This is a genomic window from Ruegeria sp. CDSA034 (assembly GCF_059612275.1).
On record NZ_JBXWQH010000017.1, the window covers coordinates 76,603 to 99,601 of the forward strand.

General features: G+C 56.0%; 36 protein-coding genes. 2 read left to right on the forward strand and 34 right to left on the reverse strand.

Going from position 1 to position 22,999, the window contains the following annotated elements:
* The 13 genes from AC2FLJ_RS20890 to AC2FLJ_RS20950 all read right to left on the reverse strand — a co-directional run bounded on the left by AC2FLJ_RS20890 (nt 1) and on the right by AC2FLJ_RS20950 (nt 10,379).
* Nucleotides 1-1,389 (reverse strand): trypsin-like peptidase domain-containing protein, encoded by a 1,389-nt coding sequence (locus tag AC2FLJ_RS20890; RefSeq protein ID WP_496707485.1) that lies wholly within the window; start codon nt 1,387-1,389, stop codon nt 1-3.
* 79 nt (nt 1,390-1,468) lie between these two features.
* Nucleotides 1,469-2,578 (reverse strand): TauD/TfdA family dioxygenase, encoded by a 1,110-nt coding sequence (locus AC2FLJ_RS20895; RefSeq protein ID WP_496707468.1) that lies wholly within the window; start codon nt 2,576-2,578, stop codon nt 1,469-1,471.
* A 105-nt stretch (nt 2,579-2,683) separates the two neighbouring features.
* Nucleotides 2,684-3,106 (reverse strand): 50S ribosomal protein L17, encoded by a 423-nt coding sequence (gene rplQ, locus AC2FLJ_RS20900; RefSeq protein ID WP_058272384.1) that lies wholly within the window; start codon nt 3,104-3,106, stop codon nt 2,684-2,686.
* Nucleotides 3,107-3,224: 118 nt separating this feature from the next.
* The gene (locus AC2FLJ_RS20905) at nt 3,225-4,241 is read right to left on the reverse strand and encodes a DNA-directed RNA polymerase subunit alpha (RefSeq protein WP_058272456.1); all 1,017 of its coding nucleotides are present in this window, start codon (nt 4,239-4,241) and stop codon (nt 3,225-3,227) included.
* 114 nt (nt 4,242-4,355) lie between these two features.
* Nucleotides 4,356-4,745 (reverse strand): 30S ribosomal protein S11, encoded by a 390-nt coding sequence (rpsK, locus tag AC2FLJ_RS20910; RefSeq protein WP_037311698.1) that lies wholly within the window; start codon nt 4,743-4,745, stop codon nt 4,356-4,358.
* 14 nt (nt 4,746-4,759) lie between these two features.
* Nucleotides 4,760-5,128, reverse strand: coding sequence for a 30S ribosomal protein S13 (gene rpsM / locus AC2FLJ_RS20915; protein WP_058272383.1), 369 nt, complete (start codon nt 5,126-5,128; stop codon nt 4,760-4,762).
* A 201-nt stretch (nt 5,129-5,329) separates the two neighbouring features.
* Nucleotides 5,330-5,998, reverse strand: coding sequence for an adenylate kinase (locus AC2FLJ_RS20920; protein ID WP_496707471.1), 669 nt, complete (start codon nt 5,996-5,998; stop codon nt 5,330-5,332).
* Complete coding sequence (secY, locus tag AC2FLJ_RS20925; RefSeq protein ID WP_058276180.1) at nt 5,995-7,359, reverse strand: preprotein translocase subunit SecY; 1,365 nt, start codon at nt 7,357-7,359, stop codon at nt 5,995-5,997. The genes AC2FLJ_RS20920 and secY overlap by 4 nt, the downstream gene beginning before the upstream one ends.
* A 109-nt stretch (nt 7,360-7,468) precedes the next feature.
* Nucleotides 7,469-7,942 (reverse strand): 50S ribosomal protein L15, encoded by a 474-nt coding sequence (gene rplO / locus AC2FLJ_RS20930; RefSeq protein ID WP_058272380.1) that lies wholly within the window; start codon nt 7,940-7,942, stop codon nt 7,469-7,471.
* A 142-nt stretch (nt 7,943-8,084) separates the two neighbouring features.
* Entirely contained in the window at nt 8,085-8,924 is an 840-nt protein-coding gene (locus AC2FLJ_RS20935; RefSeq protein WP_496707473.1) for a hypothetical protein, read from the reverse strand.
* 199 nt (nt 8,925-9,123) lie between these two features.
* Nucleotides 9,124-9,339: a DUF1127 domain-containing protein gene (locus tag AC2FLJ_RS20940; RefSeq protein ID WP_282120542.1), complete on the reverse strand. Its 216-nt coding sequence runs from the start codon at nt 9,337-9,339 to the stop codon at nt 9,124-9,126.
* A gap of 203 nt (nt 9,340-9,542) precedes the next feature.
* Nucleotides 9,543-9,989 (reverse strand): hypothetical protein, encoded by a 447-nt coding sequence (locus AC2FLJ_RS20945; protein ID WP_496698136.1) that lies wholly within the window; start codon nt 9,987-9,989, stop codon nt 9,543-9,545.
* Nucleotides 9,990-10,010: 21 nt separating this feature from the next.
* The gene (locus AC2FLJ_RS20950; protein WP_496698134.1) at nt 10,011-10,379 is read right to left on the reverse strand and encodes an antibiotic biosynthesis monooxygenase family protein; all 369 of its coding nucleotides are present in this window, start codon (nt 10,377-10,379) and stop codon (nt 10,011-10,013) included.
* 77 nt (nt 10,380-10,456) lie between these two features.
* Between AC2FLJ_RS20950 and AC2FLJ_RS20955 the strand changes: the two genes are divergently transcribed.
* Nucleotides 10,457-10,888: a MarR family winged helix-turn-helix transcriptional regulator gene (locus AC2FLJ_RS20955; protein WP_496698132.1), complete on the forward strand. Its 432-nt coding sequence runs from the start codon at nt 10,457-10,459 to the stop codon at nt 10,886-10,888.
* A 102-nt stretch (nt 10,889-10,990) separates the two neighbouring features.
* On the opposite strand, the gene rpmD is transcribed toward AC2FLJ_RS20955, so the two are convergent.
* The 20 genes from rpmD to AC2FLJ_RS21055 all read right to left on the reverse strand — a co-directional run bounded on the left by rpmD (nt 10,991) and on the right by AC2FLJ_RS21055 (nt 21,205).
* Nucleotides 10,991-11,179 (reverse strand): 50S ribosomal protein L30, encoded by a 189-nt coding sequence (gene rpmD, locus AC2FLJ_RS20960; protein WP_008757946.1) that lies wholly within the window; start codon nt 11,177-11,179, stop codon nt 10,991-10,993.
* Nucleotides 11,180-11,191: 12 nt separating this feature from the next.
* Nucleotides 11,192-11,761: a 30S ribosomal protein S5 gene (rpsE, locus tag AC2FLJ_RS20965; RefSeq protein ID WP_058272455.1), complete on the reverse strand. Its 570-nt coding sequence runs from the start codon at nt 11,759-11,761 to the stop codon at nt 11,192-11,194.
* A gap of 115 nt (nt 11,762-11,876) precedes the next feature.
* The gene (gene rplR, locus AC2FLJ_RS20970) at nt 11,877-12,236 is read right to left on the reverse strand and encodes a 50S ribosomal protein L18 (RefSeq protein ID WP_010437103.1); all 360 of its coding nucleotides are present in this window, start codon (nt 12,234-12,236) and stop codon (nt 11,877-11,879) included.
* A gap of 11 nt (nt 12,237-12,247) precedes the next feature.
* Nucleotides 12,248-12,781 (reverse strand): 50S ribosomal protein L6, encoded by a 534-nt coding sequence (gene rplF / locus AC2FLJ_RS20975; protein WP_058272374.1) that lies wholly within the window; start codon nt 12,779-12,781, stop codon nt 12,248-12,250.
* A gap of 12 nt (nt 12,782-12,793) precedes the next feature.
* Nucleotides 12,794-13,186, reverse strand: coding sequence for a 30S ribosomal protein S8 (rpsH, locus tag AC2FLJ_RS20980; RefSeq protein WP_008757119.1), 393 nt, complete (start codon nt 13,184-13,186; stop codon nt 12,794-12,796).
* A 13-nt stretch (nt 13,187-13,199) separates the two neighbouring features.
* Entirely contained in the window at nt 13,200-13,505 is a 306-nt protein-coding gene (gene rpsN / locus AC2FLJ_RS20985; protein WP_010437098.1) for a 30S ribosomal protein S14, read from the reverse strand.
* A 19-nt stretch (nt 13,506-13,524) separates the two neighbouring features.
* Nucleotides 13,525-14,085 carry a 50S ribosomal protein L5 gene (gene rplE, locus AC2FLJ_RS20990; protein WP_058272373.1) on the reverse strand — a complete coding sequence of 187 codons (561 nt, stop codon included), beginning with the start codon at nt 14,083-14,085 and terminating at the stop codon, nt 13,525-13,527.
* Nucleotides 14,078-14,389 (reverse strand): 50S ribosomal protein L24, encoded by a 312-nt coding sequence (gene rplX, locus AC2FLJ_RS20995; protein WP_058272372.1) that lies wholly within the window; start codon nt 14,387-14,389, stop codon nt 14,078-14,080. Before rplX ends, rplE begins: the two co-directional genes overlap by 8 nt.
* A 2-nt stretch (nt 14,390-14,391) precedes the next feature.
* The gene (gene rplN, locus AC2FLJ_RS21000; RefSeq protein ID WP_008757934.1) at nt 14,392-14,760 is read right to left on the reverse strand and encodes a 50S ribosomal protein L14; all 369 of its coding nucleotides are present in this window, start codon (nt 14,758-14,760) and stop codon (nt 14,392-14,394) included.
* Nucleotides 14,761-14,836: 76 nt separating this feature from the next.
* Entirely contained in the window at nt 14,837-15,067 is a 231-nt protein-coding gene (gene rpsQ, locus AC2FLJ_RS21005) for a 30S ribosomal protein S17 (protein WP_058272371.1), read from the reverse strand.
* 4 nt (nt 15,068-15,071) lie between these two features.
* On the reverse strand, nt 15,072-15,278 hold the full coding sequence (rpmC, locus tag AC2FLJ_RS21010; protein WP_037311745.1) for a 50S ribosomal protein L29: 207 nt from the start codon (nt 15,276-15,278) through the stop codon (nt 15,072-15,074).
* Between the two features lie 597 nt (nt 15,279-15,875).
* Entirely contained in the window at nt 15,876-16,082 is a 207-nt protein-coding gene (locus AC2FLJ_RS21015) for a cold-shock protein (RefSeq protein ID WP_010437077.1), read from the reverse strand.
* A gap of 257 nt (nt 16,083-16,339) precedes the next feature.
* The gene (locus AC2FLJ_RS21020; RefSeq protein WP_058272454.1) at nt 16,340-16,960 is read right to left on the reverse strand and encodes a 2OG-Fe(II) oxygenase family protein; all 621 of its coding nucleotides are present in this window, start codon (nt 16,958-16,960) and stop codon (nt 16,340-16,342) included.
* Between the two features lie 49 nt (nt 16,961-17,009).
* Nucleotides 17,010-17,558, reverse strand: coding sequence for an amino acid synthesis family protein (locus AC2FLJ_RS21025; RefSeq protein WP_496698124.1), 549 nt, complete (start codon nt 17,556-17,558; stop codon nt 17,010-17,012).
* A gap of 163 nt (nt 17,559-17,721) precedes the next feature.
* Nucleotides 17,722-18,135 carry a 50S ribosomal protein L16 gene (rplP, locus tag AC2FLJ_RS21030; RefSeq protein WP_058272368.1) on the reverse strand — a complete coding sequence of 138 codons (414 nt, stop codon included), beginning with the start codon at nt 18,133-18,135 and terminating at the stop codon, nt 17,722-17,724.
* A 12-nt stretch (nt 18,136-18,147) separates the two neighbouring features.
* Entirely contained in the window at nt 18,148-18,858 is a 711-nt protein-coding gene (gene rpsC / locus AC2FLJ_RS21035; protein WP_058272367.1) for a 30S ribosomal protein S3, read from the reverse strand.
* The gene (gene rplV, locus AC2FLJ_RS21040; protein ID WP_039538267.1) at nt 18,858-19,238 is read right to left on the reverse strand and encodes a 50S ribosomal protein L22; all 381 of its coding nucleotides are present in this window, start codon (nt 19,236-19,238) and stop codon (nt 18,858-18,860) included. The genes rpsC and rplV overlap by 1 nt, the downstream gene beginning before the upstream one ends.
* 3 nt (nt 19,239-19,241) lie before the next feature.
* Nucleotides 19,242-19,520 carry a 30S ribosomal protein S19 gene (rpsS, locus tag AC2FLJ_RS21045; protein WP_010437056.1) on the reverse strand — a complete coding sequence of 93 codons (279 nt, stop codon included), beginning with the start codon at nt 19,518-19,520 and terminating at the stop codon, nt 19,242-19,244.
* Nucleotides 19,521-19,523: 3 nt separating this feature from the next.
* Nucleotides 19,524-20,366, reverse strand: coding sequence for a 50S ribosomal protein L2 (gene rplB, locus AC2FLJ_RS21050; RefSeq protein ID WP_008757664.1), 843 nt, complete (start codon nt 20,364-20,366; stop codon nt 19,524-19,526).
* A 266-nt stretch (nt 20,367-20,632) separates the two neighbouring features.
* The gene (locus tag AC2FLJ_RS21055) at nt 20,633-21,205 is read right to left on the reverse strand and encodes a TetR/AcrR family transcriptional regulator (protein WP_496707478.1); all 573 of its coding nucleotides are present in this window, start codon (nt 21,203-21,205) and stop codon (nt 20,633-20,635) included.
* Between the two features lie 146 nt (nt 21,206-21,351).
* On the opposite strand from AC2FLJ_RS21055, the gene AC2FLJ_RS21060 reads away from it, so the two are divergent.
* Nucleotides 21,352-22,491, forward strand: a complete 1,140-nt coding sequence (locus AC2FLJ_RS21060; RefSeq protein ID WP_496698119.1) for an MBL fold metallo-hydrolase — start codon at nt 21,352-21,354, stop codon at nt 22,489-22,491.
* Nucleotides 22,492-22,681: 190 nt separating this feature from the next.
* Here the strand turns inward: AC2FLJ_RS21060 and AC2FLJ_RS21065 are convergent, their stop codons facing one another.
* Entirely contained in the window at nt 22,682-22,858 is a 177-nt protein-coding gene (locus AC2FLJ_RS21065) for a hypothetical protein (RefSeq protein WP_050605905.1), read from the reverse strand.
* Nucleotides 22,859-22,999 lie beyond the last annotated feature (141 nt).

Consider the following 22,999-nt stretch of genomic DNA (forward strand, 5'->3'; position numbering starts at 1 on the left):
TTACAGCCGGAACCGCAGAGATACGGCCCGTCCGCCCCGCAGAACATCCAAATTCAATCTGCGCCCCGGGTCGGTCATCGCATCCACCACGTCCAAAGGATGCCGGACTTCCGTTCCGTTGATGCTTAGGACCACGTCACCCGCGCGCAACCCGGATCGTCCACCGTACCGGCCTGCATCCACAATCACCACGCCAGTTTGCGACAGCAAAAGCCCCATCTGGGTAATGATCGCCGGGTTGATGCGCGACACCTTCAGGCCCGGCATCACGGTGTCATCGTTCAGAACGGTCTCATCAGCCGGTGGAGTTTCCGGGGCCTTGATCAGGGCAACCTCGATATCCGCACTGTCGTGACCCCGCAGCCGGGTCAGCACCGAAGTGCCACCAACGCCGGCGACGGACATGCGGAACTTCATCTCGGCCGGGGAATTCACCTCATCCCCATCAACATGGGTTACCACGTCCCCCACGCGCAGCCCTGCCTCACCCAGCGGACTCAGGGCGTGCAGGTCCGAGATCACAACACCCATAGGGAATACCAACCCCAAAGATTCGGCGATATCCGCACTCATGTGCTGACCAGCGACCCCGGCCCAAGGGCTGACAAAGCTTTCATTCCCGGCCTTGGCCTGGCGCAAAAATTCGGCAACCAGATTGGCCGGGATCGCAAACCCGATGCCGTTGGAGCCGCCGGATCGCGTCAGGATTGAAGTGTTTATCCCGATCAGATCGCCATTCACGTCGATCAGCGCCCCGCCGGAATTGCCCGGATTGATCGCAGCATCGGTTTGAATAAAGTACCCACGCGCGTTGCCGGTGGCCGTCCCGGTCCGCGCCAATCCGGAGATGATCCCGGAAGATACGGTTTGTCCCACACCAAACGGATTACCGATCGCAAGCGCCAGTTCCCCTACCTCGATCTGGTCGGAATCGCGGAAGTTCAGATGCGGCAAATCCTTGGCGTCTTCCAACCGCAGGATGGCAATATCGCTTTCCTTGTCGCCCAGCACCACTTGCGCTGAAAATTCGCGTCGATCGGTTGTCACCACGCGGATTTCGGTAGCCGTGCCAACAACGTGATAGTTCGACACCACATAACCGTCTTCTGACAGAATGACGCCAGATCCCAGTGAATTCTGTACACGTGGGCGCGGTTCGGCAAATCCCCTGCCAAAGAACTCTTCAAAAAACGGGTCCGAGAAAAACGGATTGGCCCCGCCCTGTCTTACGATCTTAGCATAGATATTGACGACTGCGGGTGAGGCCTGCTTCACCACCGGGGCGAAACCCAGGCTGATTTCGACCTGCGATGTTGGCACCTTTGTTTCAGCATTTGCTGACACTGCAAGTGTCGCCAGCATCAGAGCACAGAGAACTTTCCGCATGATCCATCCGTCGGTTAATCGCCTATCGGATATGCGTCTACACGTGCCGTAATGCAAGCATCCGTTCTGCGCGTTAGAGGCCTCAATCCAACGGAGCGTGCAGCCGCGTGCCTTCCGTGATGATCCCGCCGCGCTTGCCCACCTCGATGGTGCCGTAACGTTGCCTGAAAACTTCGGGCAATTCGCGATCTCCTTCCGGCGACAGCCAAAGCCTCAGCAAATGGCGGCGCTCTACCGGGTCAGGCCAGTCCACGAACCCGGTCCGGTCGTGCAGTTGCGAATGGTTGTACACGAACTGCATGTCGCCCGGTTGCAGCCGCATAGAAAGACTGAGGTCGGGATCATTCGCCAGTGCATCAAACTGGTCTAGCGCCTCAATGTGACCCGGTGTCAACCGCATCGCTTCAGGAAATCGTTGCGCACTGTCGATATACTGTCTTTGGTAAAACACCGTCAGCTTACCATCGTGCCAGGAAAACGGCGGGATCGACATAAAAGGTTCCATGCCGTCTGGTACTTCCCCGCGCCGGTCGGTCGCTATTGGGTCAAACAACAGTTCCAGCAATTCCGGGCATTCTGACCGCATCCTATTAAAGATCGTCTCGGCACTGACCAGCAGCGAGTCTCCGCCCTCCTTAGCCTCGCGCAGGCACAGCAGGCCGACGATATCGGCGCTGTCGGTGTGAAATGTCTGGCGCTCATGCGTTTGATAGATCCGGGTATTCGGATCGTTCGCATCTGCACCGATGTCGCGCACATGCCCCAGAATGTGTCCTTGCGCGTTTTGCGACCGGGCCGAGCCAAGATGAGCACCCACGCCGCAGAAAATCGTGGCCGCGACCTGTTGCGTATAATTCTGCACCGGAAGGCCACGGATCACTTCGAAACCGATCCCGTTGATCAGCTTCTCTCGCAGGCTTGCCAGATGCCGGTGAAACCGTTTTAGGGGGAAAGCGGGCTTTGTGATCTCACCGATATCTCTTTCGAGGCTCAAGTAGCGACGGGCAGCTTGCTCAAGATCCTTGATGTCGTCCGCCGTCAGATCAATGATCCATTCACTCCGACGCGCACGCATGTCCCGACCGGTCCACACAGACGGTCCCGTGAGTTCGTTCGGTAATTTAGTTGGGATTGCCATCATCCGTCCTCCACCCTCATCGTGCAGCATGATCCGTGAGGTTCGGGGAGTCATCAACGGATATCGCCGAAAATGCCCTAACCGCGACACCAAGGGACCAAAAAGAAAAAACCCCCGCGTCCGAAACGCGGGGGTTCGAATTCAGAAAGCCGGGCTTTCTTATTCTTCGTCTGCGGCCTCTTCGGCGGCAACGCGGGCTTTGTCAGCCGCGCCTTTGGCGTCCAGATCACGGTCAACGAATTCGATGATCGCCATCGGTGCCATGTCGCCATAGCGGAAGCCAGCTTTCAGGATACGGACATAACCGCCCTGACGCTCGGCGTAGCGGGGGCCCAGGATTTCGAACAGCTTTGCGACGTCTTTGTCTTCTTTCAGCTGCGATGCGGCCTGACGGCGGGCGTGCAGGTCGCCGCGCTTGCCCAGAGTGACCAGCTTTTCGATGATCGGGCGCAGTTCTTTTGCCTTGGGCAGAGTTGTTTTGATCTGCTCATGTTCGATGAGCGAGCCAGCCATGTTTGCAAACAGAGCCTTACGGTGCTCATGAGTGCGGTTCAGGCGGCGGTAACCACGTGCGTGACGCATTTTCTAGTTCCTTCTTCAGCGTTTTGCTTTGTCTGGCCGGCGATGCGTGTCACCGGCTCTCCTTGGGGCGGATCTGCCCATTTTGTCCCCGGAAACCCGGGCATTTGGGAAGACGCGTTTAGAACGCGTCTTCGAATTTCTTTGCCAGATCTTCGATGTTGTCGGGCGGCCAGTCCTCGACATCCATGCCGAGGTGCAGACCCATGCCGGACAGCACTTCCTTGATCTCGTTCAGCGACTTGCGGCCGAAGTTCGGGGTGCGCAGCATCTCGGCTTCGGTTTTCTGGATCAGGTCGCCGATATAAACGATGTTGTCGTTCTTCAGGCAGTTTGCCGAACGGACCGACAGTTCCAGCTCGTCTACTTTTTTCAGCAGCAGCGGGTTGAACTCCAGACCATCGTCTTCGTCCTGGCGACCAGCCGCTTCGGGCTCGTCGAAGTTGACGAAGATCGACAGCTGGTCCTGCAGGATGCGTGCGGCAAAAGCCAGCGCGTCTTCCGGCGTGATCGAACCATCAGTTTCGATCTTCAGGGTCAGCTTGTCATAGTCCAGAACCTGACCTTCACGGGTTGGCTGAACGTCGTAGGCAACCTTTTTGACCGGCGAATAGATCGCGTCGATCGGGATCAGACCGATTGGCGCGTCTTCCGGCTTGTTCTTCTCAGCCGAAACATAGCCCTTACCGGTGTTGACGGTCAGTTCCATGAACAGGTCGGCGCCATCGTCCAGGTGACAGATGACGTGATCGCGGTTCAGAACCTCGATACCAGCGCTTTCGCTGATGTCACCGGCGGTAACAACTGCAGGGCCTTTGGCATTGATCGACAGGCGCTTGGGGCCTTCGACTTCCATACGCAGGGCAACCTGCTTGAGGTTCAGGATGATGTCAGTGACGTCTTCGCGAACGCCAGCGACGCTCGAGAACTCGTGCAATACGTTGTCGATCTGGACGCTGGTGATGGCCGCACCTTGCAGCGAGCTCATCAGGACGCGGCGTAGCGCGTTGCCCAAGGTCAGACCAAAGCCACGCTCCAGCGGTTCAGCAACCAAGGTAGCCTGACGCGCGGGGTCGTTGCCCGGCTTGCCATCCAGCTGTGTCGGCTTGATCAATTCAGCCCAATTCTTATGGATCATGTAATCCCTCCATTCCTGTCCGCGCCCCATGACCAACAAGGTGCAGACGCCCGAGGTTCAAAATGACGTGCTGGGGCCGTGTGAAAACACAGCCCCAGCTCAATTCAAAATCGCTTAGACGCGGCGGCGCTTCGGCGGGCGGCAACCGTTGTGAGCAATCGGTGTCACGTCACGGATCGACGTGATGTTGAAGCCCACAGCAGCCAGCGCGCGCAGAGCCGATTCACGACCCGAACCGGGGCCCTGAACTTCGACTTCCAGCGTCTTGACGCCGTGATCCTGCGCCTTCTTGCCTGCATCTTCTGCAGCCATCTGAGCGGCGTAAGGTGTCGATTTACGCGAACCTTTGAAACCCATGGTTCCTGCCGAAGACCATGCAATGGCGTTGCCTTGCACGTCCGAGATCAGGATCTTGGTGTTGTTGAAGGTCGAATTCACGTGGGCGACGCCCGATGCGATATTCTTGCGCTCTTTTTTCTTGGTACGAGTCTTTTCGCGTGCCATCAGTCAGACCCTCCTTATTTCTTCTTACCAGCAATGGCCTTTGCGGGGCCTTTGCGGGTACGAGCATTGGTGTGGGTACGCTGACCGCGAACGGGCAGGTTACGACGGTGACGCAGACCGCGGTAGCAGCCCAGGTCCATCAGGCGCTTGACGTTCATCTGAACTTCGCGGCGCAGGTCACCTTCAACGGTGAAGTTTGCGTCGATATGCTCGCGGATGGCCAGAACTTCGGCGTCGGACAGTTCATTGACGCGACGGGTCGCGTCGATGCCTACGGCTTCGCAGATCGCTTTGGCCGAGGTGTTTCCGATACCGGTGATATATGTGAGGGCGATAGGTACCCGCTTTGCAGTCGGGATGTTTACGCCGGCAATACGTGCCACGTGTCACTTTCCTTTTTTGTTGCGGTTCCGTAGCTCCGGAACCTTTTTTCACAACACTCGATCTTGGCAGTGACGCCAGAGGATCCAGTATTATTCGAGGTGGTCGGGGCATCCGGAACGAATCCCGCATGCGGTCGTGATTCCCGTTAGGGATGGGGGTCGATATGGGCTTTTCCCGCTCAGGTCAAGGGCAGAAATGGATCAGCCGTTTCCGACGTCGACGCCACCATCCAAAACCTGCGAAATCTCGTTTTGAACGGCGTCAATTTCACCCAGGCCGTCAACCCAGGACAGGTTGCCCTTGGCATAGTAATAGCCGATCAGCATCGAGGTCTTTTTGTAGTACTCCATCAGACGGGTCTTGAGGCTCTCCTCATTATCATCTGCGCGGCGTTTGAAGTCGTTTTCCTTGCCGCAGTTGGTGCATTTTCCGTCCGCCGGGATCGGCTTGGTGACGTCATTGTAGACCTCGCCGCAGCCACCACAGGTCGAGCGTGCGGTGATCCGTTCGACCAGCGCGTCATCGTTGACTTCCATCGCGATGACCGCATCCAGCGTTTCGCCGGTGCTGTTCAGCAGATCTCCCAACGCGTCAGCCTGTGCCAGCGTGCGCGGGAAACCGTCGAAAATGAAACCGCCCTTGGCACCTTGTTCCAGCTTTTCACGGATCAGGCCGATGACGATCTCGTCGGTTACCAGTTCACCTTTGGCCATCACCTCGGCGACGCGGTTGCCCATTTCGGTCCCGCTGTCCTTGGCTTCTCGTAGCATGTCACCGGTGCTCAGTTGCACCATACCACGCGTTTCAACCAGATGACGCGCTTGCGTTCCTTTGCCCGCACCCGGCGGGCCCAACAAAATGATGTTCATCGACGAGCGGGTCCCTTCCTGCCGCGTTTCTTGCTTTTACCGCGCAGCTGGGACTTTTCGATAAGCCCTTCGTATTGATGCGCCAGCAAATGGCTCTGCACCTGCTGGATCGTGTCCATGGTCACAGAGACGATAATCAGAACCGAGGTGCCGCCGAAGTAGAACGGGATGGCGAATTGGTTCCGCAGAATTTCAGGCAGCAGACATACCAGCGCCAGATAGGCCGAACCCAGAACCAGCACGCGGTTGACCACGTATTCCAGATACTCGGCGGTTTTCTTGCCGGGGCGAATGCCAGGCACAAAACCATTCTGCTTTTTCAGGTTGTCCGCAACATCATCCGGTTTGAACGAGACATTGAACGTGTAGAAATAGGCGAAGAACACGATCATCGACGCGAAGAACAGGAGATACAGCGGCTGGCCGGGGCCAAAATTGGCCAGCAACCACGACATGACCGGGCCGTTCGTGGCACCCGAAGAGAAGGTCGAGATCGTCACCGGCAGCAACAGCAACGAGCTGGCAAAGATCGCCGGGATAACACCCGCCGGGTTCACTTTGACCGGCAGGTGGCTGGAGCCGCCCTCGTATACCTTCATACCGGCCTGACGGCGCGGGTATTGAATGTGGATCTTACGCAGCGCGCGTTCCATGAACACCACGAAGGTAATGACCACGATAACCATGACGATCACACCAATGATCACGGCAGGGCTAATTGCACCCGAACGGCCGGACGCAAAGAACTGCGCCAGAGCAGCCGGAACCTCGGCAATGATGCCGACGAAGATGATCAGAGAAATACCGTTGCCGATGCCGCGCGCGGTGATCTGTTCACCCAGCCACATCAGGAACATCGTACCGCCAACCAGAGTTATCATGGTCGACATGCGGAAGAAAAGCCCAGGATCGGTGGCCAGATCGCCCGATTCCAGCGAAACCGCCAGACCATAGGCCTGAACAGTGGCTAGGGCCACGGTGCCGAAACGGGTGTACTGGTTGATTTTCTTGCGCCCCTGCTCGCCCTCTTTCTTAAGCTGTTCGAGCGCGGGAACCATTGATGTCAGCAGTTGCACGATGATCGAGGCTGAAATGTAAGGCATGATGCCGAGGGCAAAGATACCCATCCGCCCCAGCGCCCCGCCGGTAAACATCGAAACCATGCCGCCGATGCCCTGCCCCGCTTGCTCCATGAACTCGCGCAGTGCTTGTCCGTCAATCCCCGGCACCGGAATGAAGGTGCCCAGACGATAGACGATCAGCAATGCAAGCGTGAACAGGATGCGGTTGCGCAGATCGGTGGCTTTACCAAGGGCAGACCAGCTTGTGTTGGCTGCCATTTGTTCTGCTGCTGATACCATAAATCGGTCTCTCTTATGAAAACACCGCCCGGAACCGTTTTCCGGCTCGGGCGGCGTCTTGGAAAACTCTGAGGTCTATGTAAGCGGGTCTTGGCCCGCTCACAAGCGCTTACTCTGCCGCAGCAGCTTTTGTGACCGTAAGTGAGCCGCCCGCTTTCTCGACCGCTTCAACAGCAGCCTTCGAAGCACCGGTGACTTCCAGGTTCAATTTGGCGCTGATTTCGCCTTTGGCCAGAACGCGGATACCGTCCAGCTTGCGACGAACAAGACCGGAGGCAACCAGCGCATCCTCGGTAATCGCAGCTTTGGCGTCCAGCTTGCCGGCGTCGACGAATTTCTGGATCAGGCCCAGGTTGATAACGGCGAATGCCTTGCGGTTCGGCTTGTTGAAGCCACGCTTGGGCAGACGCTGGTACAAAGGCATCTGACCGCCTTCATAGCCATTGATGGCCACACCCGAACGGGATTTCTGGCCTTTGATACCACGGCCACCCATTTTACCTTTGCCGGAACCCGGACCACGGCCAACGCGGGTGCGTTTCGGTGTGGCGCCAGGATTGTCGCGCAATTCGTTCAGTTTCATTTCGCTTCTCCTAAGCCGGAAATGACCCGCGAAGCGTGATGGGTCAGACACGGCATTTCTTGGTTTTGATTCGTATGGCGCAAAGCCACCGCAGGCGTATAGGACTGTTGGGACAAGTTGGCAAGCCCGCAGCCCCTATACGTCATTCGTCAGACACGTCGGCAAGGTCTTCCGTTGCGGCTTTTTTCTGCAAGGGTGCTGCGTGCGGGTCGATCCCATGCTTTTCGACCAGCCGGCCAACCATGCTTTCCGGATGTGGGATTCCGTTGAACCGATTGAGTATGAACGAACGCATGCGACGGCCATAGAAATGGATCGACATGGTGTTCTCGGTAAGGAACCGCTCGGCATTTCCGTTGGATCGTACCATTGCCCGCCGAGCCCCGTAGGTTACAGGGTACAAAACGTCTTGGGGCTGCGAAAAACGAGCCTCGTTATTGTCCCTCAAAAGCCAGGTCAGGGCGCGTGGGCCCCAAATACCCCACGGCATATCGCTTGCGTGTGGCGTTTCACCAGCCAAAGCCATGTCAATAAGCGGTCGGCGTTGCTTGGGCGACAGCCAATGCGGAATGCGATAAGGATTATTGGTGTAGTCGATCAAATCATACAGCGTTGCGCTGTCCGCAGGCAAAGCCAACACCCCACCGTTGATTTCGTGCGCGGCTAGCCAACCATGCAAATGACCGTTTTCAGTTGTAAAGGGTTTGACACAATATGCGTCGGTATCGGCCCAGATTATGTCCGGCACTTTCGCCAGCATCTGCACGCGAAACTTGTCGGAATGCAGCGCGGGACTGCCCGTGCGCTTGTGTAGGATCACCTCATCATCCGCCAGTACTTCCCGCGCGTCACGCACTTCGACACCCTCGGGGATGTTTGTGACCGGCCCGTAAGTATAAAGGCGGACATGTTGGCCGACATCCAGAAAGGATTTGATGCACAACTGCTCGAGAAAGCTAAGAGGGCCTTCAATCCAAAGCATGCCAACCTGATACTCTTTCACCGGCTCCGGCCCTTCGTGTTGTTCCTGGTTACGGCGCCGACAGGTGCCCTGTCGCGTATTTGGCCCATTTCCCGCTAGGTCGCAACGGTTGGGGCGAAATTCCTGTCGACTGTGCCAAGAGCACCCCGGAATCAAAAGAGACGCCCTCAGGCGTCTCTTGGTCAGGTTGTCGGTAAGGTCACGAACAATAAACGTGGTCCCGAGCGATGTCCTTTATATCGCAGCGGCGAACACCGATGTCGTCCAGTTCACGATCTGTCAGACTCTGCAATTCCGAATAAGTCTGATCGTACTGAGCACGCAGGGCATTTGCCTCTTTGACGCGCTCGAAAAAGTTCGCGATGCGGGCGCTCAGGCTAAAGCCGTCGCGGGAATATGTAGCTGTGTGAGCCATGATGTATTTCCTTTCTCTGCCCGGGGCGAATTCCCCGGAAACTGTTTGCGTTCCTTGTTTGGACAGGGCTGAGATAGGCCCGGGCGATATCGCTAACAACCGAAGTTTCGGTCTAGCCGTTATGCATCTATTGAATAGCTGAGCAGCAGGTCGCGCAGCTGTGAGACCAATTGCATGGGAGTAAGCGGCGGCTACTGGTGCAGCTACTTTCCCGCACGTCTTCTGCGGGCAGTCATCGCCCGGCCGTCGCGTATACTCGACCCCATCAAAGTGAGGTTTGTGGCACCAGCGAGCAACTCAACGACCTGCACGGCGTAGAAACTGATGTCAAAGGACCCAGCGCTCGCTTTCGCGTTCAGGAAGATTGCAGCGGGAACAAGGATCAACAGGCCGTTCATCGCGATGATCGGCATTCGCTTCTTCTTGGCTAGCGCCGGTGCGTCCTTGCGCCGACGCCCAAGGGACATGCCGGATGCACCTACGATCACCATCGCGGGCACAAGAATAATCAGCCCACTGACGATCATGGACTTTACGGCCGCGACAGTCGCATGGGTCGCAAACAATTCGCTGTACAAAGTGGATGTCCAGAACACGAATATTGTCAGGAATCCTATTACACCGGCGATAGGGTGAATTGATTTTATCATGTGGCTACTCCGCTTTTGGCATCAGGCGACGCAGTGGTTTTCGACTGTGAGCTTTCTTAGAAGATGTGGACGCGCCACGGCGCTTTCGGGGTAGTCTGCAATTCGACGCTGGAACTCTGGGTGGGTGAAGGCATCGCGAAAGCTTTTGACGTCCTGCCAGATCGCATAGTTCACGAAGGTCGAACTGCCGGCGATCCCCTGATGAAGCTGGGTCGAGATATATCCCGACTGGGACTTCATGAAGTCCGCATCATGTGCCCAGGCCTTCAACAGCGCCTCTTCGTCTTTCGCGCCCACTGTAAACACGTTGATCAGCACCACAGGGCCTTCCTCGGCCTGCATCTGATCAGCCAGTGTGACGACTTTATCCATCTCTTCGATATGAGCCATTTCGATTCCTTTCCATTCTCTTGCATAGCTTGCTATATATTATTGCATAGCTTGCTATTCAAGTGTAAATCTCAACCATGGATTTCGAAAAAGAGAACTCGGCCGGATATCTGGTCAATCACATGGCACGATTGTTCGCGAAGGAGCTGCAGCAACGCATTGCGCCTTTGGGCATCGTTGTTGGACAGTTCCCAGTCTTGCTGGAGCTTTGGCTCAAGGACGGGGTCACCCAAAAAGATCTGCTGGCCAAAATTGACGTCGAACAAGCGACTCTGGCCAACACGCTCAACCGTATGGAGCGCGACGGCTTGATCAAAAGAACGAAAAATGCCGCTGACGCCAGGGCCCAGTTGATCTGGTTAACCGAAAAGGCCGCCGCACTTAGAAACAGCGCCTATGAGTCGGCCCAGAATGTGAATTCCCAAGCCTTGCAGGTTCTGACTGAACCTGAGCGGGCGCAGTTCATGGACTATATGCGGCGGGTAATAAGCGGAATACGTTCAAGTTGAACTAAAACCACATCGGGTGAGGCGACAACCAACACTGCCCTTAAACAAAAAATACGCCCCCGAACTGATCGGAGGCGTTTCTAGCTCTTAGAAGCAAGGCGATTAGCCGCGCTCTTCGATGATCTCAACCAGATGCGGGATCTTGTTGACCATGCCGCGGACCGAGGGGGTATCCTCAAGCTCGCGGGTTTTGTGCATCTTGTTCAGGCCCAGGCCGATCAGAGTTGCGCGCTGTTCAGCGGGGCGACGGATCGGGGAACCGATTTGCTTGACGACGATGGTTTTTGCCATGGGTCGCTCTCCTTATGCTTCTGCTTCAGCAGCAGCTGGTGCTTCGTCCCGCTTAGGCAGGATGTCAGCAACCTTTTTGCCACGACGCTGGGCAACCGAACGCGGGCTCTGCTCTTTCTGCAGGCCGTTGATGGTGGCGCGGATCATGTTGTACGGGTTCTGCGAGCCCAGCGACTTGGACACAACGTCCTTCACGCCCAGCATTTCGAACACGGCACGCATCGGACCACCGGCGATGATACCGGTACCTTCAGGTGCGCTGCGCATAACCACTTTACCGGCGCCATGACGGCCTTCGATGTCGTGGTGCAGGGTACGACCTTCGCGCAGTTGCACGCGGATCATCTGACGCTTGGCTTGTTCAGTCGCTTTGCGGATGGCTTCAGGTACTTCTTTCGCTTTACCTTTGCCAAAGCCTACGCGGCCTTTCTGATCGCCTACGACCACCAGAGCGGCGAAGCCAAAGCGCTTACCACCTTTTACGGTTTTCGATACGCGGTTGATCGCAACCAGACGATCTGCGAATTCCGGAGTTTCGTCGCGGTCACGTCCACGGCCCCGGCGGTTATCACGTTCTGCCATTTTGGCATCCCTTTTCTTTGGTGACGCTTGCGGCGTCGTTTGTTCAATCCAAGTGGGCCCCGGCATTGCCAAGGCCCCCGGATCATCGGGGCGGATCGAAACCCGCCCGCAAGTCTTAGATCTTCAGACCACCTTCACGCGCAGCGTCGGCGACAGCCTTCACTTTGCCGTGGAACAGGAAGCCGCCACGATCGAAATAGGCCTCTTCGACGCCTGCCTTCTTGGCACGCTCGGCGATGGCCGCGCCCACTTTGGTGGCCGCTTCGACGTTGTTCTTGCCAACAACACCCAGATCTTTTTCCAGGGTCGAGGCCGAGGCCAAGGTTACGCCACGTACGTCGTCGATCAACTGAACAGAGATGTTCTTGTTCGAACGGTGTACGGACAAACGCGGACGACCCGCGTTGACCTTGCGAAGTTTGTTCCGAACGCGCAGGCGGCGCTTCAGAAACAGGGTTCTTTTGCTGTTTGCCATTGTTTGCGTCCTTACTTCTTCTTGCCTTCTTTGCGGAAGATGAACTCGCCCTTATAGCGGATGCCTTTGCCCTTATAGGGCTCGGGACGGCGCCATTCGCGGATTTTCGCCGCGACTTCGCCCACCTGCTGCTGGTCGTTACCTTCCACAATGATCACGGTCTGCTTCGGCGCGGTGATGGTGACACCTTCCGGAGCGACGAAATCAACGTCATGGCTGTAGCCCAGGTTCAGCTTCAGGGTGTTGCCCTGCATCTGAGCCCGGTAACCAACACCCTGGATCTCCAGCTCTTTCTTGAAGCCTTCGGTCACACCGGTCACCAGGTTTGCGACCATCGTGCGGCTCATGCCCCACTGCTGGCGCGCGCGCTTGGACATACCGCGAGGGTTGATCTGAACCACGTTGTCTTCGACCGACAGCGTAACGTCATCAGTCGCAGTGAAGCTGCGGGCGCCTTTCGGGCCTTTGACTTCGATGGTCTGGCCGGAAACCGAGGCAGTTACGCCGCTGGGCAATTCGACCGGACGTTTACCAATACGAGACATTGACAGACCTCCTTAGAAGACGGTGCAGAGCACTTCGCCACCAACATTGTTGGAGCGTGCGTTCTGGTCCGACATCACACCTTTCGGAGTGCTGACAATCGACACACCCAGACCCTGACGGACCTGCGGGATGTCATTGACGCCCATGTATACGCGACGACCGGGCTTAGAGACCCGCTTCAGTTCGCGAATGACAGGGGTGCCTTCGTAGTATTTCAGGCTGATTTCGATGGCCGGATGACCGTTTTCACCGGTCGTCGCTTCGTAGCCACGGATGTAACCTTCGTCCGCCAGCACGTCCAGAACCCAACCACGCAGCTTGGAAGCCGGGGTGGAAACAGTGGACTTACCACGCATTTGCGCGTTGCGGATACGGGTGAGCATATCGCCGATAGGATCGTTCATATCATTCTCTCCCTTACCAGCTCGATTTCACCATGCCGGGGATCTGACCAGCAGAACCCAGCTCGCGCAGCGCGATACGGCTGACCTTCAGCTTACGGTAGTAAGCGTGGGGACGACCGGTCAGCTGACAGCGGTTGTGCAGACGAGTAGCCGAGCTGTTGCGCGGCAGTTTCGCCAGTTTCAGACGCGCTTTGAAGCGCTCTTCCATCGGCTTGCTCTCGTCATTCGCGATTTCTTTAAGCTCGGCACGCTTTGCGGCATATTTGGCCACCAGGCGTTCGCGCTTCTTCTCGCGTTCGATCATTGCTTTTTTAGCCATGTCTCAATCCTCCCGGCGCTTACGCGTTGAACGGCATGTTGAAAGCTTTCAACAGTGCCTTTGCTTCAGCGTCGGTTTTCGCTGTGGTGGCAATTACGATGTCCATGCCCCAAACTTCGTCAACTTTGTCGAAGTCGATTTCCGGGAACACGATGTGCTCTTTCATGCCCATGGCAAAATTGCCCTGACCATCGAAAGACGGCTTCACGCCGCGGAAGTCACGAATACGTGGCATCGCGATGGTGATCAGGCGATCCAGGAATTCATACATCCGGTCACCGCGCAGGGTCACTTTCGCACCTAGCGGCATGTCTTCACGGACGCGGAAGCCAGCGATCGACTTCTTCGCCTTGGTGGAAACAGCCTGTTGACCAGCAATCGCAGTCAGATCCTCGACAGCAGCTTTCGCTTTCTTCGAGTCTTTAACCGCTTCGGCACCACAACCGATGTTCAGAACGATTTTGTCCAGCTTGGGCAGCTGCATGTCGTTCTTGTAGCCGAACTCTTCTTTCAGAGCGGCACGGATGGTTTCAGCGTACTGAGCTTTCAGACGCGGGGTGTAGGTTGCGTTATCAAGCATCGATCACGTCCCCCGTGGTCTTGGCGAAGCGCACTTTCTTGTCACCTTCCATGCGGAAGCCAACGCGAGTTGCTTTGCCGTTCTTGTCCAGCAGAGCCAGGTTCGACAACTCGATCGGGTTTGCCTGAGGCAGACGACCACCCTGAGAGTTTTGTGTCTGGCGAGTGGCGCGGATGGCGATGTTGATACCGTCAACAACAGCTTTTCCGGCAGATGGGTTAACCGAGGTGATAGTTCCCTCTTTGCCCTTGTCCTTGCCGGCCAGCACGACGACCTTGTCGCCTTTGCGGAGTTTAGCAGCCATGATTACAGCACCTCCGGAGCGAGCGAGATGATTTTCATGAAGTTCTTGCCACGCAGTTCACGAACAACCGGGCCAAAGATACGTGTACCTACGGGCTCGTTGTTGTTGTTCAGGATGACGGCGGCATTGCGATCGAAACGGATCGCGGTGCCGTCTTCGCGACGGACTTCTTTGGCGGTGCGTACGACGACGGCCTTACGGACGTCACCTTTCTTTACGCGGCCGCGCGGGATGGCTTCCTTCACCGAGACGACAATGATGTCGCCAACGGAGGCGTATTTACGCTTGGAACCACCCAGGACCTTGATGCACTGAACTCGGCGTGCGCCGGAGTTGTCAGCGACATCCAGATTGGTCTGCATCTGGATCATGTGGTTTCTCCCGACCTGTGGGGGCTGGTCTGGTTAGATCCCCCAGGGTTTCGACAAATGGAAAAATCCTGAAAGCTTACGCTTCCAGAACTTCCCAACGTTTCGTCTTCGATTTCGGCGCGCATTCGATGATGCGAACAGAGTCACCGACTTTGAAGGCGTTCTTTTCATCGTGAGCCCGGTATTTCTTGGACTTACGGATGGTTTTCTTCAGAACCGGATGCGTAAAGCGGCGCTCGACGGATACGGTTACGGTTTGTGCGTTGGCATCGCTGGTTACGGTGCCGGACAGGATACGCTTGGGCATAGGATTACTCCTCCGATGCCGCAGCAGCGGCCTTTTCGTTCAGAATGGTTTTGACGCGGGCAGCGTTGCGGCGGGCCGCTTTGATGCCGGCGGTGCTTTCCAGCTGACCGGTTGCCTGTTGAAAGCGCAGGTTAAAGCTTTCTTTCTTCAGGTTGGCCAGTTCCTCGCGGAGCTGGTCCGGGGTCTTGTCACGCAGTTCTTGGGCGTTCATCGCCTTTTTCCTTTGCTCAAAACACCAGAAGGCCCCTTACAGGGTCACCTTTGACCTGGTGGATGAATGATAGACATACGAATCCCCCGACTCGGCCAGGGGAACGCAAGATGCCGCTCTATAGGGGGTTCAGCAGTGGGTGGCAAGGGAAAGTTTGGCGCATGAGAATGTAAGCAAACTAGCCAAGTAAAAACTATATTTGTTTGCAGGCTTCCAAAGCTTGAAGCAGGACATAAAACGTTGCGCTGATCGTCACCGCCGAAACAACCAATTCAACCGGGGTGATGTTTCGCATTCCGCGCAAACATATGATCGCCAGAATGCTCTCTCTCACGTTCCAACCCGTTCGATAAAGTATCAGCAGAAACAGCACCAACACGCCCCCCCAAAATACTGGAGTAGCAGTTTCCATGGCCTGCCTGAGACACGGGTTTATACCACTTGTTGTCAAAGCTAACACCGATCACTTCCTTCGCGGCGATCTTCATCAGTGCGTCGCAGTGCAGTCAATCGCAATTTTGGCACTACCTTCCACAAACGAAAAACGCGGCCTCGTTTGCACGAGACCGCGTCTTCAACTGTCTAAGTCTAAGTGACTTACGCCAGAGCGATGTTCACAGCCGACTCGCGACCGTCACGGCCGGGCTCGATGTCGAATGTTACTTTCTGGTCGTCGGCCAGGCCGGTCAGACCCGAGCGCTCAACAGCAGAGATGTGTACAAACACGTCTTTGCCACCGGTCTCCGGTGCAATGAAGCCAAAACCTTTAGTTGTGTTGAACCATTTTACGGTGCCATTGGCCATATCCGTAGTCTCCTATTAAATTGCTGTCCGCGGAATTGCGACAGCGCGGCGTTGTAGGTCTGGATCGAGAGACTGAACGCCGAAGAATCGGGAGACAGTGGTCGAAAAAGAAAAACGTAAGCGTGCCTCACATGGTTCATGACGACACATATTGCAAGGTTTTTCGACAACTCGAAGTGAAAAGTGATTGGCGGGGGCGCCGCCCATTCGTCCCGCAATCGCTACATTAGTACAATTGCTGTGTCGTGACCCGCGGCTCACTCCCACTTGTAGTTAAAGCTGACACTGATCCGCTCATCCTCGGCCATATTCATCGGCACCTCATGTCGCAGCCAGCTTTCCCACAGCAGGACATCCCCCACCTGCGGCTTCATATAGATGAACGGCTGTAAATCCCGCCGCCCGCCCTTTAGCCGCGTCGGTGCCGCCATCATGCGGGCCGAGCGGGGGTCCTCCAGTTTCAGCGCGCTCGCCCCTTCGGGCATCGCCACATAGGTCGTGCCGGAAATCACGCTGTGCGGGTGCAGGTGGCTGGAGTGCATTCCACCTTCGGGGAGAATGTTGATCCACAGGTCTTCGAGCTTTAATTCACCCTCGCCCAGATCGAACTCCAGATCCTTGGCAAAGGCTGCCACATGCTGATCCAACGCCTTGACCAGATCGGCAAAGATCGGGAACCGCCAGGGCAGATCGGTCAACGAGGCATAGCTGGTGTAGCCGGGGTAGCCGTTTTCTTCGCACCATTCCTGCCCAGCCTCATCATCCTCGGCGATGACAAGACAAGAATTTTCCATTTCCTCGGGATCGATCTTGGGATCGAATTCGGAAAGGGCTGCGCGATAGAGACGGGTAACGAAGAGTGATTCAATCTGTGCCATGGGTCGGGCATAGCCCAAGCCCTGACCCAAGACCAGCCCCGGCCAGCCTTCAGTTTTTGACCGGTCCCGAACCGCAGCGCGGGATCGGGCGTCCGCCATCTGCGTAGGCCAGACACATGACGATCTCGTCCGGTTTCGGCGCATCCGGAATATTCAAAGTCATGGTATCGAAATGGTCAAAGGACCACGGGTTGTCCTTGTGCCCAAGCGGCAGATCGATTGAACATCCCGGTGCCCCGAGCTTGGCATTGGACGGAATGACAGCTTCGCCCCCACCCGCTGTAGCACGCATAGGAGCGCCAAGTTTCGGGTGGATCAGTGCGCCGCCTTGTTCGAGATCGCCATTCGCGCCAACAATCGCTGCTTTACCATACGAAATCGGAGAACCGTCGAGTTGAGAAACAGCGTCGGCCGCGAGGTCAGCGCCGAGCGCACCACCTATTTCAAACAGCTCGGACAAGTCTTCCGAAAATTTACCGGCGAGTGGGTTCTGTATGACTGCCAAAGCTGCAACCCGGCAGACCGGAGCACATAGTTGCCCCAATTGATCGGTGGTTATGACCTCTTTGATGAATACCTTCTTGCGCAGCTGAAACATATGACCCTCCCATTCACAATTGTCAGCCTATGGGGGCCATGGACAATCGTCGACTTCTTTCACGAAACGATGGGATGGATCACAATAGGCTGACGAAAAAGAAAACCCCCGCCGGTGTCCCGACGGGGGTTAATCTTGTTACGAAGGGCTTTCGCCCAATCGCTTACCAGTCTTCGCGGATCACTACGCGGGTCTTGATCGGCAGCTTCATCGCGGCCAGGCGCAGGGCCTCACGTGCGATGTCGTCATTGACGCCGTCGATCTCGAACATCACGCGGCCAGGCTTGACTTTGCATGCCCAGCGGTCGACCGAACCTTTACCTTTACCCATACGAACTTCGATCGGCTTTGCAGTGACCGGGGTGTCGGGGAAGATGCGGATCCAGACACGGCCCTGACGCTTCATGTGACGCGTCATGGCACGACGCGCAGCTTCGATCTGGCGTGCAGTTACACGCTCAGGCTCAAGAGCTTTCAGACCATAGGTGCCAAAGTTCAGATCAGAGCCGCCTTTGGCTTCACCCTTGATCCGGCCTTTGTGCATCTTGCGGAATTTAGTACGCTTTGGTTGAAGCATATCTTTCCCTCCTTAGCGACGACCGCCACCAGCACCACGAGGTGCAGGGCCGTCCTGGAGTTCCTGTGCTTTACGGTCACGTGCCTGCGGATCGTGCTCCATGATCTCACCTTTGAAGATCCAGACCTTGATCCCGATGATCCCGTAGGGGGTCATCGCTTCGGCTTGTGCGTAATCGATGTCGGCGCGCAGTGTGTGCAGAGGCACACGGCCTTCGCGGTACCACTCAGTCCGTGCGATTTCGGCGCCGCCCAGACGGCCAGCGACGTTCACCCGGATACCCAGAGAGCCCATGCGCATGGCGTTCTGAACAGACCGTTTCATCGCGCGACGGAACGAAACCCGGCGCTCCAGCTGCTGAGCGATGGACTCGGCAACCAGCTGCGCGTCAAGCTCGGGCTTGCGCACTTCGACGATGTTCAGGTGCAGCTCGCTGTCAGTCATGTGAGCAAGCTTTTTGCGCAGCACTTCAATGTCTGCACCTTTCTTGCCGATGATGACACCAGGACGCGCAGTGTGGATCGTAACGCGGCACTTCTTGTGCGGACGTTCGATGATCACACGGGCAATACCGGCCTGCTTGCACTCTTTGTTGATGAACTCACGGATCTTCAGATCTTCCAGAAGAAGATCACCGTAGTCCTTGGTATCAGCGTACCAGCGGCTGTCCCAGGTGCGGTTCACCTGCAGGCGCATGCCGATCGGATTTACTTTATGACCCATTAGGCTTGCTCCTCAACTTGACGCACCTTGATGGTGATCTCCGAGAACGGCTTCATAATCTTGCCGAACCGACCACGGGCACGCGGGCGACCGCGCTTCATGACCAGGTTCTTGCCAACCCATGCTTCGGCGACGATCAGCTCGTCAACGTCCAGATTGTGGTTGTTCTCGGCGTTGGCGATTGCGGACTGCAGGCACTTCTTGACGTCCTGCGCGACACGCTTGTTCGAGAAAGTCAGGTCGGTCAGAGCCTTCTCAACTTTCTTGCCGCGGATCATTTGCGCAACCAGGTTCAGTTTCTGCGGGCTAGTGCGAAGCATGCGCGTTTTCGCCATTGCTTCGTTTTCAGCCACGCGGCGGGGGTTCTTTTCCTTGCCCATGACTTACTTCCGCTTCGCTTTTTTGTCAGCGGCGTGACCGTAATAGGTACGAGTTGGCGAATACTCACCGAACTTCTGACCGATCATGTCTTCCGAGACGTTGACGGGGATATGCTTATGGCCGTTGTACACACCAAAGGTCAGACCCACGAACTGGGGCAGAATGGTGGAACGACGCGACCAAATCTTGATGACTTCGTTGCGGCCCGACTCGCGCGCTGCTTCGGCTTTTTTCAGCACGTAAGCATCGACGAAAGGACCCTTCCAAACAGAGCGAGACATAGATTAACGTCCCTTCTTCTTGGCGTGCCGCGAGCGGATGATCAGCTTCTGGGACGCTTTGTTCTTGTTGCGGGTACGCTTACCCTTGGTGTCCTTACCCCATGGAGTAACCGGTGTACGGCCACCCGAGGTACGACCTTCACCACCACCATGCGGGTGATCGATCGGGTTCATTGCAACACCACGAACCGACGGGCGCACGCCTTTGTGGCGCATACGACCGGCTTTACCGAGGTTTTGGTTGCTGTTGTCGGGGTTGGACACGGCACCGACGGTGGCCATGCATTCCTGACGGACCATGCGCAGCTCGCCCGAGCTCAGACGGATCTGAGCGTAGCCGCCATCGCGACCAACGAACTGAGCGTAAGTACCGGCCGCACGTGCGATCTGACCGCCTTTACCAGGCTTCATCTCGATGTTGTGGACGATGGTACCGATGGGCATGCCCGAGAACGGCATTGCGTTGCCCGGCTTGATGTCAGCCTTGGCGGATGCCACGACCTTGTCACCAACAGCCAGACGCTGCGGAGCCAGGATATATGCCTGCTCGCCGTCTTCGTATTTTACCAGTGCGATGAATGCGGTCCGGTTCGGGTCATATTCGATCCGTTCGACGGTTGCCGCGACATCAAATTTATTCCGTTTGAAGTCAACGATCCGGTAGAGACGCTTTGCGCCACCGCCGCGGCGGCGTGAAGTGATCCGTCCGGTGTTGTTCCGGCCGCCCGATTTGGTCAAACCCTCAGTGAGAGACTTGACCGGACGTCCTTTCCAAAGCTCCGAACGGTCGATCAGCACCAGCCCGCGCTGGCCCGGCGTCGTCGGCTTGTACGACTTGAGTGCCATGCTTTCTGTCTTCCGTTTAGCAAGTGCGGGGATTTCCCCGCTATGTGATAGGCCCCCGTAGGTGCCAAAGGTATAGGGCCCCGAAGGTCCCCGGTTTCAAATATCAGAGGCCCCGGAACGAATCCGAGGCCGTAAGATTGGGTGCGTTTAGCAGTGTTGGGGGTAGGTGTCTATAGAAATCAAAAACATTATGTATGTGTCTCACTCCCCCTTTATTCCCTGGTCGAAGGAGTGCCTTTAGAACCTCTTGTTGGTTCGTATACCAATTAGCGTTTTTTAGTGAGAAATTCATGCCTCAGGAGCGTTTCGCTTGCTGAATCGTACGTGCTTTGGGGCGTGTACACAGACCGGCGCGCGCTTACAAATACAAGAAACAACCTGACCCGCATTTCAAGTTCGGCACCCTCAAATCCAATAGCCTCAAAAACCCCTTTTACAAACTCATATCGCCTGCGATCGACTTCTTTCAGAGCTTCGGCCACGACGGGGTCCTGAGCCGCCCAAGATCGGAAAGCAATATCAAATTGATCAAGTCCTTCAGACTCGACATATTGCGTTAACGACAACAGGCGCTCTGACGGTGAAGCCTCGGACGTATTGACATCGTTGATGACCGACTCCGTAAACTCCTTGGACCAGTAGTCGATCAGCGCTCGAACAAACTCATCACGGTTTTTGAAGTGGTGGTAAAAACTGCCCTTCGTGACTCCCAGGTTTTTGACGAGAGAGTCGATTCGCAGCCGGGCACCCCCCTCTGTCGCAAGGACATTAAGGGCTGTTTCTAACCATCTTTCACGGTCATATCGGGGAAGAGGCGGGGATTTTTCAGCGTCGCGCATGCCCTTTTTTTAAGCCAAAATTGCGTTCCGTCAAGGCGTACATACCAAAAAGTACTTTACAGACCATTAAGTATGTAACATACCAAAAGGTACCCAATATACATATTCGAATGGTTGAGGTTTTCAGACCTAAAGGGGGATGTACGATGCCTAAGAAACTTTTATCAGCAACGCTCGCGACAGCTTGCGTCATTGCAACAACTGCAACTGCGCAAACCTGGGAAGAAAATCTTGCGGCCGGTGCTGCAACAACAGAGCAGAACCATCTCAACGTGCCGTTCACGCAAATGAAGAATATGAAGACGGCCTTCAGTTCGCCCGGAAACTGGCCAATATTTGAGAACCGAGGGCCACTAGATCGTTCGCCGACCGACAAGCCGTCCAAAGTTCTGGTCATGGGAAGCGGCGACCCGAATCCCAACCCCTATCGTTATGGCCCGGCTCTGGCGGTAATCGTAAACGACTATCCCTATTTCATTGACGCTGGTGAAGGCTGGTGGCGCGCGCTGGGTAAATCGGTTCAGTCTCAGGACGCAATGGATCTGGCAACGATCATGAACGTCCCGAACATCAAATACATGTTCCTGACCCACCTGCACGAAGATCATACCGTTGGATTGCCGTCTTTCATTTTGAATCCGTTCAAATTCGGGTCGAACCTGGCCGTCGTCGACAAGAAAGTTTACGGCCCCGCCGGTGTCGACGAGATGATGGCCAGCATCAACGACGCATGGCGCATTGACCGCAACGAAATGGCACAAGGATCGACAGTGCAGAAATTTGACGGCGCAACCGCAGTTGGGGTGCCGGTCTGGCCACATGTTGACGTCAACGGACGTAAGATTTTTGAAGATGACAATGTTCTGGTCGAAGCCTTCCCGACAGCGCACGGGTTTTTAGAGAATACCCACGCCTACAGGTTTACGACCAAACCCGACGGCCGTGTTCTCGTCTTTGGCGGCGACGGGCACTACTCGGAAGGCCTGGTGAATGCAGCCAAAGATGCTGACTTACTATTTATCGAGGGCATTACCCGCAAGAATATCAAGTACGCACCTTGGGGCGGTGACTCCGAGGAAGAAAAAGTGAAGGTCATCGGCGCCTACCACATGTTCCCCAGCGACATGAAGAAGTTACAAGATGACAGCGGCGTCAAAGGAATCGTCATGGTTCATGTTCAGAACTACAACAGCCCTGAGGACTTTGACCGGCTCAGCGTTCTGCAAGAGATGATCGACGAAGGCGTGGTCAACATCCTGCAGGCTTCGGACGGCGACCTCTACTAAACACGATCAGCGTGCCAAAAACAGCTCGGTACCAATCCTCACAAAGTAAGGCCCCTGCTAGCGCTGGGGCCTTTGTCGCTCCCAAAACGAATTCGACCTGAGACCGCTGGACACGTCGATGTGTGCTCCCCTCTTCGAGGGGCACATTTCTATTTGAAGTCTTTCCGCTTGCCCAACCGGCCTCGCACAATCACTTCTTGTCGCGCGCGGCCTTCTCTTCTTTGGTCAGCTTGGCGTTCCAGACATTCTTGCTCAAACCCAGCTCAGCGGGCGCGGGTTTGGTTTTGCCGACGCTGACTTTGCCTCCTTTATCCAGAAACTCCTGAATAAGGGCCTCATCTGTTGTTTCTTTGGGTACATGTTTCATACCTGTATGCCTATCTGCTCTGCGCAGTCGAAGCAACGGCAGCTTCTCAGGGCCAATCTGACAGAGCAGGTTCAGAACAGAGATTCAAATAACAAAAACTCCCGCTTGCGTGGGGGGCTTTCGTCATTTCCCAAGGGCAGC

Coding starts and splice junctions, on each gene's coding strand:
- rpsK (WP_037311698.1), bottom strand. CDS start 4,745: ATGGCACGCGAAAAGACTCGTACCAAGAAAAAAGAGCGCAAGAATATC.
- AC2FLJ_RS20905 (WP_058272456.1), bottom strand. CDS start 4,241: ATGATCCATAAGAATTGGGCTGAATTGATCAAGCCGACACAGCTGGAT.
- rpmD (WP_008757946.1), bottom strand. CDS start 11,179: ATGGCAAAAACCATCGTCGTCAAGCAAATCGGTTCCCCGATCCGTCGC.
- rpsH (WP_008757119.1), bottom strand. CDS start 13,186: ATGAACGATCCTATCGGCGATATGCTCACCCGTATCCGCAACGCGCAA.
- rplV (WP_039538267.1), bottom strand. CDS start 19,238: ATGGGCAAGGAAAAGAACCCCCGCCGCGTGGCTGAAAACGAAGCAATG.
- AC2FLJ_RS20945 (WP_496698136.1), bottom strand. CDS start 9,989: ATGATAAAATCAATTCACCCTATCGCCGGTGTAATAGGATTCCTGACA.
- AC2FLJ_RS21015 (WP_010437077.1), bottom strand. CDS start 16,082: ATGGCCAATGGCACCGTAAAATGGTTCAACACAACTAAAGGTTTTGGC.
- AC2FLJ_RS21055 (WP_496707478.1), bottom strand. CDS start 21,205: ATGCGCGACGCTGAAAAATCCCCGCCTCTTCCCCGATATGACCGTGAA.
- rplB (WP_008757664.1), bottom strand. CDS start 20,366: ATGGCACTCAAGTCGTACAAGCCGACGACGCCGGGCCAGCGCGGGCTG.
- AC2FLJ_RS20950 (WP_496698134.1), bottom strand. CDS start 10,379: ATGGCTCATATCGAAGAGATGGATAAAGTCGTCACACTGGCTGATCAG.
- AC2FLJ_RS21025 (WP_496698124.1), bottom strand. CDS start 17,558: ATGTTTCAGCTGCGCAAGAAGGTATTCATCAAAGAGGTCATAACCACC.
- AC2FLJ_RS20895 (WP_496707468.1), bottom strand. CDS start 2,578: ATGACTCCCCGAACCTCACGGATCATGCTGCACGATGAGGGTGGAGGA.
- rpsN (WP_010437098.1), bottom strand. CDS start 13,505: ATGGCTAAAAAAGCAATGATCGAACGCGAGAAGAAGCGCGAACGCCTG.
- AC2FLJ_RS20920 (WP_496707471.1), bottom strand. CDS start 5,998: ATGAACATCATTTTGTTGGGCCCGCCGGGTGCGGGCAAAGGAACGCAA.
- rpmC (WP_037311745.1), bottom strand. CDS start 15,278: ATGAACGCCCAAGAACTGCGTGACAAGACCCCGGACCAGCTCCGCGAG.
- AC2FLJ_RS20955 (WP_496698132.1), top strand. CDS start 10,457: ATGGATTTCGAAAAAGAGAACTCGGCCGGATATCTGGTCAATCACATG.
- rplX (WP_058272372.1), bottom strand. CDS start 14,389: ATGGCTGCTAAACTCCGCAAAGGCGACAAGGTCGTCGTGCTGGCCGGC.
- rplN (WP_008757934.1), bottom strand. CDS start 14,760: ATGATCCAGATGCAGACCAATCTGGATGTCGCTGACAACTCCGGCGCA.
- rpsE (WP_058272455.1), bottom strand. CDS start 11,761: ATGGCAGAACGTGATAACCGCCGGGGCCGTGGACGTGACCGCGACGAA.
- AC2FLJ_RS20935 (WP_496707473.1), bottom strand. CDS start 8,924: ATGCTTTGGATTGAAGGCCCTCTTAGCTTTCTCGAGCAGTTGTGCATC.
- secY (WP_058276180.1), bottom strand. CDS start 7,359: ATGGTATCAGCAGCAGAACAAATGGCAGCCAACACAAGCTGGTCTGCC.
- rpsS (WP_010437056.1), bottom strand. CDS start 19,520: ATGTCTCGCTCTGTTTGGAAGGGTCCTTTCGTCGATGCTTACGTGCTG.
- AC2FLJ_RS21020 (WP_058272454.1), bottom strand. CDS start 16,960: ATGGCACAGATTGAATCACTCTTCGTTACCCGTCTCTATCGCGCAGCC.
- AC2FLJ_RS21065 (WP_050605905.1), bottom strand. CDS start 22,858: ATGAAACATGTACCCAAAGAAACAACAGATGAGGCCCTTATTCAGGAG.
- AC2FLJ_RS21060 (WP_496698119.1), top strand. CDS start 21,352: ATGCCTAAGAAACTTTTATCAGCAACGCTCGCGACAGCTTGCGTCATT.
- rplR (WP_010437103.1), bottom strand. CDS start 12,236: ATGGCAAACAGCAAAAGAACCCTGTTTCTGAAGCGCCGCCTGCGCGTT.
- rplQ (WP_058272384.1), bottom strand. CDS start 3,106: ATGCGTCACGCACGTGGTTACCGCCGCCTGAACCGCACTCATGAGCAC.
- AC2FLJ_RS20940 (WP_282120542.1), bottom strand. CDS start 9,339: ATGGCTCACACAGCTACATATTCCCGCGACGGCTTTAGCCTGAGCGCC.
- rplP (WP_058272368.1), bottom strand. CDS start 18,135: ATGCTTCAACCAAAGCGTACTAAATTCCGCAAGATGCACAAAGGCCGG.
- rplE (WP_058272373.1), bottom strand. CDS start 14,085: ATGCTTGATAACGCAACCTACACCCCGCGTCTGAAAGCTCAGTACGCT.
- rpsC (WP_058272367.1), bottom strand. CDS start 18,858: ATGGGTCATAAAGTAAATCCGATCGGCATGCGCCTGCAGGTGAACCGC.
- rpsQ (WP_058272371.1), bottom strand. CDS start 15,067: ATGCCCAAGCGTATCCTGTCCGGCACCGTAACCAGCGATGCCAACGCA.
- rplF (WP_058272374.1), bottom strand. CDS start 12,781: ATGTCTCGTATTGGTAAACGTCCGGTCGAATTGCCCAGCGGCGTAACT.
- rplO (WP_058272380.1), bottom strand. CDS start 7,942: ATGAAACTGAACGAATTGCGCGACAATCCTGGCGCCACACCGAAACGC.